Annotated in this window: 4 protein-coding genes and 1 pseudogene; 1 reads left to right on the forward strand and 4 read right to left on the reverse strand. The window is 44.4% G+C overall.

Annotated elements, in window-relative coordinates; translation table 11 throughout:
- Nucleotides 1-212 precede the first annotated feature (212 nt).
- The 4 genes from ACN0T0_RS20205 to ACN0T0_RS20220 are packed head-to-tail and all read right to left on the reverse strand — an operon-like array spanning nt 213 to nt 6,250.
- Nucleotides 213-1,463 carry a hypothetical protein gene (locus tag ACN0T0_RS20205; protein WP_417228644.1) on the reverse strand — a complete coding sequence of 417 codons (1,251 nt, stop codon included), beginning with the start codon at nt 1,461-1,463 and terminating at the stop codon, nt 213-215.
- A complete protein-coding gene (locus tag ACN0T0_RS20210; RefSeq protein ID WP_417228646.1) occupies nt 1,456-2,037 on the reverse strand; it encodes a hypothetical protein in 582 nt (193 codons plus the stop codon). The genes ACN0T0_RS20205 and ACN0T0_RS20210 overlap by 8 nt, the downstream gene beginning before the upstream one ends.
- A 2-nt stretch (nt 2,038-2,039) precedes the next feature.
- On the reverse strand, nt 2,040-4,346 hold the full coding sequence (locus ACN0T0_RS20215) for a hypothetical protein (protein WP_417228648.1): 2,307 nt from the start codon (nt 4,344-4,346) through the stop codon (nt 2,040-2,042).
- The gene (locus ACN0T0_RS20220; RefSeq protein WP_417228650.1) at nt 4,346-6,250 is read right to left on the reverse strand and encodes a hypothetical protein; all 1,905 of its coding nucleotides are present in this window, start codon (nt 6,248-6,250) and stop codon (nt 4,346-4,348) included. The genes ACN0T0_RS20215 and ACN0T0_RS20220 overlap by 1 nt, the downstream gene beginning before the upstream one ends.
- 93 nt (nt 6,251-6,343) lie before the next feature.
- On the opposite strand from ACN0T0_RS20220, the pseudogene ACN0T0_RS20225 reads away from it, so the two are divergent.
- Nucleotides 6,344-6,453, forward strand: a pseudogene (locus tag ACN0T0_RS20225) (magnesium chelatase domain-containing protein); the annotation flags it as partial.

The following is a 6,453-nucleotide window of genomic DNA, read 5'->3' on the forward strand; positions in this document are numbered from 1 at the left end:
CTGGGCGATCCTTCAGCCGGTGCTGTAGGTGGGATAGGTCAGCAGCATACGAGGATAAAGCCTTCCTGGATGGCCTGGCGCCTGGAGTACAGGTGGAAGGCTTCCAGCTTGTTGTCGGCACCCGGAGGTAGCGACGGATTGGCGGACAGGCCGAACAGCTCCAGGAACTTAGCCTCAGGTAGGGTGCAGAAGTCGTCAACGAACTGCCCAGACTATCCTCCCTGTAACTCCTTGAGAATCTTGCGAAGTCGAGCATTGTCCTCTCTCAACTCCTTCAACTCTAAGTTTTCTTTTCTTAAAGTTGATGAAAGTTTAATTTGCGCCCTTGAGACGTAAGGCAACAGTGATTCAGGGTTTGACTGCCCCAAAGACGCAGAAACAGAGTACGCAATTGACGAATCCGACGTGTCTAAACCTGCTTCCTTACGCTCACAAATCTCGTCGTGAATTTTATCATTCGCGCTTTTGTGTCTAAATGCGTGAGCGGATGCTCGTTCTGTTACGCCAATACTTTCGAACGCGCTCGAAAAAATACCGGTGACAGACGAGTTAGAAAGAGGTAGCCCCGTTGTCTGAGACAAGAAAATCCTGTCTTGAGTGTCCTGTACTGACACCCTCTTTTGCTCAACTAAAGTGGCTCTATGGGTCTCAATGAAATCTTGAATCTTGTATGTCAGCATGGGAGGGAATTTGTATGGCTTCTGATACCCGAACTTCTGAGAGTCCGGGACAACCGTTAAGAAATCACGCTTATTAAAGTAATCATCCGCCACCATAAATTGCGAAACGCGCAAAGAGTTAACTGACCCCCTCCTCAAACTTATCTGAGACATAACATCCATCATCAATATATTTCGCGCAGCAATATATGATGACTGCCCACCGAGAAAATGCGTTTTTATGTCGTCGCAGTCTTGATCTGTTGCTTCGTATGCCGGTCTATGGCGAGACGATGAGCCAGAATCGGAAAACAATAATGGGTAGTATCCTTTGGCCTGACGCTTAGACTTAATTATCTTTCCAGCATTATCGATGACCAAGTTGCTGGTTACTTGCCCATCTGGACCAATCAACTTTATGTAATCTGGCCGCTTCCACTGAAGCCACGCCAGATACTGATAAACACATACGAGACGACTATTGACTGTTCTTTTATGAGCTTTGGCGGAGTCACCGATACGATTTACCAAGCGCTTCTGTTCATCATCTCTAAATTTGATAATCGAGTGATTTCCGACATGGGAAATTAATATCTTATTCTCCGAAATCCATGCCAGAAATGGAGTCACATGGTAGACCATGTTACGAACAGTAAGAGAGCTTAAAGCCAGTCGTTTCGCCAGATGAATAGAGTAATCAAGCAGATCATAATGGATCATCTTCGTAACCGAATCATAAGCGACAGCATATTTATAATCTTCAACCGCCACCCAAGAAACAGATATTCGATTTTGGCTACTCATCGGAAATATCCCGAAGTGGAGCAACCTTTTTGAGAGTCGCAGTCAAATCAGATACTCTCCGCTTAAGGTTGCCATTCTCCTTCTTAAGCAGAGAGAAAACTGACTTCTCCTCCGCCAATATATTCTGCAAACGGGAAATTTCGGAGCGAAAACCGGCCTCTTGCTCTGAGTTCTGCAACCGAAGTATAACTAGTTGTCGCTCCAAGACGGACGAATACTCCTGGTATATTGCCAACCTCTCTTTTAACGCCTTGATCTTCTCTAGTTTAGTAGCTCCGCCCTCCGCCCTCTGCCGAATAGCCACAATGAGCGTTTCAATCTGAGCCCGCAAGTGCGGATACTGATTGAGCGTATCATTTGCACTGCGTGCGCAATTTGGATTTTGCTCTCTTACGCATATTGAATTCTCAGAAAGATCCCAAAAATTAAACTGCCGCACACTCTTTGGATAGAATTCCTTCCCGCCGCCATCAGGCCTATCTGGCACTCCTGTTGCAGCCCAAGACTCAAGCAGGGCTATTTTCGATTCGATCCGATTAAGCGCTTTTAGTTTGTTTGCAGATACTTTACTCATCATTAACTTCCAAACTGCAAATCATAATGCTGGATGAGTTTCTCTAAATTATCAGCATCTGTCTTTAGCGTGCGAAGCTCTAACGAACCGCCTTGCATCTCCGCAACTCGATCTTTCATAACAATAAAATCAGCTTTCAAATTCTCCAAAAACTTAACGTTTGTACAATGCAGAGGGCACTTAGAGCACAACTCTGGGGACGCACGCATCTTTTTTGGCCCAGTCCCGTCAGAACTGCGACATGCCGCAGTCAGCTGAGCACGAGCCGAACCCGCCATACAATTTCCGTGCTTAAAGGGTTCAGGCAAATACCCCTTGCCTTGAAGCCGACTGGCAACCTTATTAGCTCGCGCCTCAATATCAAGCTCGCTAAAATCGACGCTTTTCATGAAACGCTTGTAAATTGTACGAACGAACCTTGAGAACCCACCCGCATGACTATCACCAGTAATAATCGAAAATACTATATCTCCTAACTTTTCATTTGCGACTTCACGCATTTCAGACTGAATATCAATTATATGCTGCTTGCTAGATAACGAAGCGTGCTTGGAGCCATAATAGGCATCAATACTTTCGAGCTCAGAGACATTATCCGGATCTGTAACGTAAGTTTGTGTTTGAACCAGATCGCTATGTCGAAGGTGATGAGATAGATATCGAATATCTGAAAATTCATACCTATACATGAAAATTAGGCAATACATCCTTCTGAACATATGGGGTGTCACTGGAAAACTTTCAACATCTTCATTCAAAGCCAAAGAGAGAAACTTACTGGCTGCCCCCTCTGGGCCGCCTTCGAAATGGTACCAACATTTCTTCTTACCAACTCCATCGATTCTACTCATCCGTCGGTAGCTAAATAAAACTCTCTCACGGACAGGAGTAGCCTCCCAAACATCTCGACCAAGTAGCTTGTCGAGAGAAACATAGCAATCCTGCAGCCTTTCAAGAACTGATACAGCTTTAACAGTAGATTCTCCGACATAGAATACGTCGTAATCCTTAAGGCTTTTCTCCACATATATCGTCAACTCAAACAGGCCGTCGCTTTCTTTGACTTCCTGACAGCATCCATAATGAACACCGAACTTGCGATGCTCAATTTCATCTCGCCGACGCGCATTTAGTGCTGCAACGACAATAAAGCAAGCGGTTTGCAAGCATTGAATCAATTCACGTACGGACAAACCATCACGTCCATAACGACTATCAACCCATTTTATGTTTAGGCCAGTTAACTCTTCAATTGCTTTTCTCGCTGAGGAATTATTGAGGACCTGTGCGTAATTGCAACCTAGAGTTGTCTGTCCTTCCCTAGAGACCATAACCGCAGAATCGCAGAGCTCGGACAGAATTTTTATTACATACTCAGAATAGTCATAAACCCATTTAAATGCACTGGACAAGAGCATACCAGCAATAGCTGGTGACATATTTATAGTTTTACCTGGCGGAGATGTAGCCCTTTTTGCACGTGTTACGTGCTCAACATATGGAAATATCTGAGGGCCATCAGTGATGCCGTACAACATATTAATTGATTCAAGTGTCTGACGCAGAATGCTATATCCATAACCATCAGACGAAACGGATTCCTCTTCAGCCGCCTTAGGTAACTTTGAGATCCAACCTCTATCTAACTGGAAGAGCTTAATCATTCTAAAGTAAACAGCCACCTCTCTCGACTCGATATTCGTAGCCACGAGCTTCTTTACTTCTTCTGATTTAACCGATTTGTTTTGATTATGACCTATGAAAAGAGCATGCCCCCTATCTTCCTCAGAGAGAGCAGAAAGCGCCTTCTCCAATCTCACTTTGATGGACAATGCGCTATGCCATCCACCCTCAACGAGTAAGTCAAACAATCGATCGAACAGAGCCTCCGTCAACTGACTTAATTTATAAACGTCGTTGAACCACATGTATTCAAAAAATTTGGCAAGCGTGCCAACAATAAATGCCACTCTGGTATGTCTTGACTTTGAAGGCTCCACTCGATACAAAAACGCATCAATCACTTCAACTATTGCAGCCGTTAAGTCAGTCCTGCTCAGCAATGGCAAGCCATCTGGATATACAGTATTTGGCGCCAACCAATATTTATTCAAATCTATCGGATAGAACTGCTCTTCGTCAGCTCGTGCGTCCAGCTTTCTAACTAGCAATACGAAACCTTCCGTAACCACCAGATCAGGATGTAGTCTTCGTGCCGCTGTGGGTGTCGCGCTTTGTTCTATTGAAGCTTTATCCCCATCCTCAAAGTCCTGCGAACCGCCGAGTTTCCCTTCAATTTCTATCTCCATCATCCAATCTCCCTCTCTACCTCGCGAAGAAACCCCGAGTAGTTTGAATCCTTTATGTAATCGTAAAGCGCGATATTAAATAGAAATGCATTAGCATGTATCGCCTCAAACTTGTGCCTATTCTCAAGGTACAGCCTTTGCCAATTACCTATGTAATACTTTCGCTTTCTGACAAGAGCGCGCAGCGCTTCCTTATCGATCACAATCATCTGATTTGGACAACCGCCATTTAAATGGCAGTGCTCTGCACGGCAAATACCACCAACCAGTTCTAAGCCAGGAGGAACATCAGTCGGGGATCTGCAAGAAGTACCATCACCAATTGGAGTCAAATCTAATAGATTCTTTGGCCCGCTTGTTGATTTAGAGGCACCTGCAAAACCCTTTTCTTTCAGGCGCCATAAAATTGTGGACTCAAATTTACGCTGAAAATCCAAGTTAACAGCTGAAGCCAGCCTATGAAAAACTAGCTGCTGAAGATAACCGTGAGTTGTTATAGATAACTTATGGCCGGCACTCCGGCGCACAGGATCTATACTGCCTTTATTTGCCAAAATATCCTTAGCCATGACCTGCGTGCGAATTTGCTCATATGAGTAATCGGGCAAGCCGTGACGCCTCGTAAACGATCTCAGATCTACAAAAATACCAATGCTTTGATTCTCATACGCTGCAAACTTCAGCCCCCATGAAAACCATAAGCGCTGCTCATTCTTATCGAGCAACCCAAATTTAATGAGTTGTTCGCTATTCCAAATAAGCAAGTCAACTGCCTTCTTTCCATAAGAATAGTATTTATCCAAATGAACTGGAGGGGTATAGTTATCCGTTTTTTCCTTGTACCCCACTAGACAATAGCCCCCCTCCTCTGGCGTTATTGAACTCCGTTCCATTTCTATCAATGAACCTGCGTTCCAGCCTGTATGACAAAGCAAAATATTAAATATCGCTTTCAATTCCAGAGATTCAAGTCGATTCTCTAAGAAAAATAGGCGCCTCCCCATTATAGGCACACCAAACCTTTTACCTAGTTGATCCGCATATCGACTGAACCACTCAAAGGAGGGATTGTACTCCCGATCCAAATAACATAAGCGGTCATCTTCTATTACCTGTAGAACTGCAGAAACAATAATTTCACACGATTTCTTGAAGATGCCGCATGACTCCCAAGCCGGCCTTGTAATTTTCTTATTCAACAAACGGCGCACTAAATTTAGCAGCGTACGACCGGGATCAATCTCTCTACAAGCCTTCAAGTACTTTCTAAATTCTTCATGCAACTCTAATTCGCGCCCACCTGCCTCAACAATTTTACTCAGATCAAACTCGACTTTCTCCAGTGCCTTGTTATGGAGCTCGTTAATACTCTCAAACTCAATTGCCCCGATTGGCACGTCGAGACCTTCTGGCGCAGTTAAATCTGCGAAATCGCTAATCATTTCTCGCGGATTTCGCTTATATTTCATGCTTGATTTGAATCCAACTGATTGCCTGTGGATCGTATTCTTTAGACACAATCTATCAATCCACTCAAATATTAAGCATCTGAAACTTTGAGACATCTTGTGCTTGGTTGATGGCGAAAACTCTGACTGACGCAACTCCTCCTCTAATTGAAAGAACATATCTCTCAGACTAGAGTCGGACAAATCATCCGGCAATAGATTCTTAACTGAATTAAAAATCTCATTATTGCAACCCAATTTAATGGCATCAAAAAAAAGCGTCACGCCGGAAGTATGAAGCTTTTTAATTACAGACCCCTCAGAGATAAGTAACAGCAACCGATACATCCAAGATTCTGGATTTATGTTCAATTCTTCGGTTCTGATTTCGACAGTAGTCGCATACATCCGCGAATACATTTTGCCTTCACAGAAAATAGAGATAGTATTCTCCACGCCTTGCTCAAGCAGAGTCTAAGAATCCTAGTCAAGCGGCATGGTACGCACGATGTGAATACCTTGCTCATCCGTAATATGGCATTTACGAGCACCCTCAACCTCGCCCCCGCCGACCTGCCAAAGGACGGCGGCCGCTTCGACCTGTCCATTGCCCTGGGCATCCTCGCCGCCAGCGGTCAGCTGCCGGCCGAGCGGCTCGA

Source organism: Amphritea sp. (genome assembly GCF_048266285.1).
GTDB lineage: Bacteria > Pseudomonadota > Gammaproteobacteria > Pseudomonadales > Balneatricaceae > Amphritea.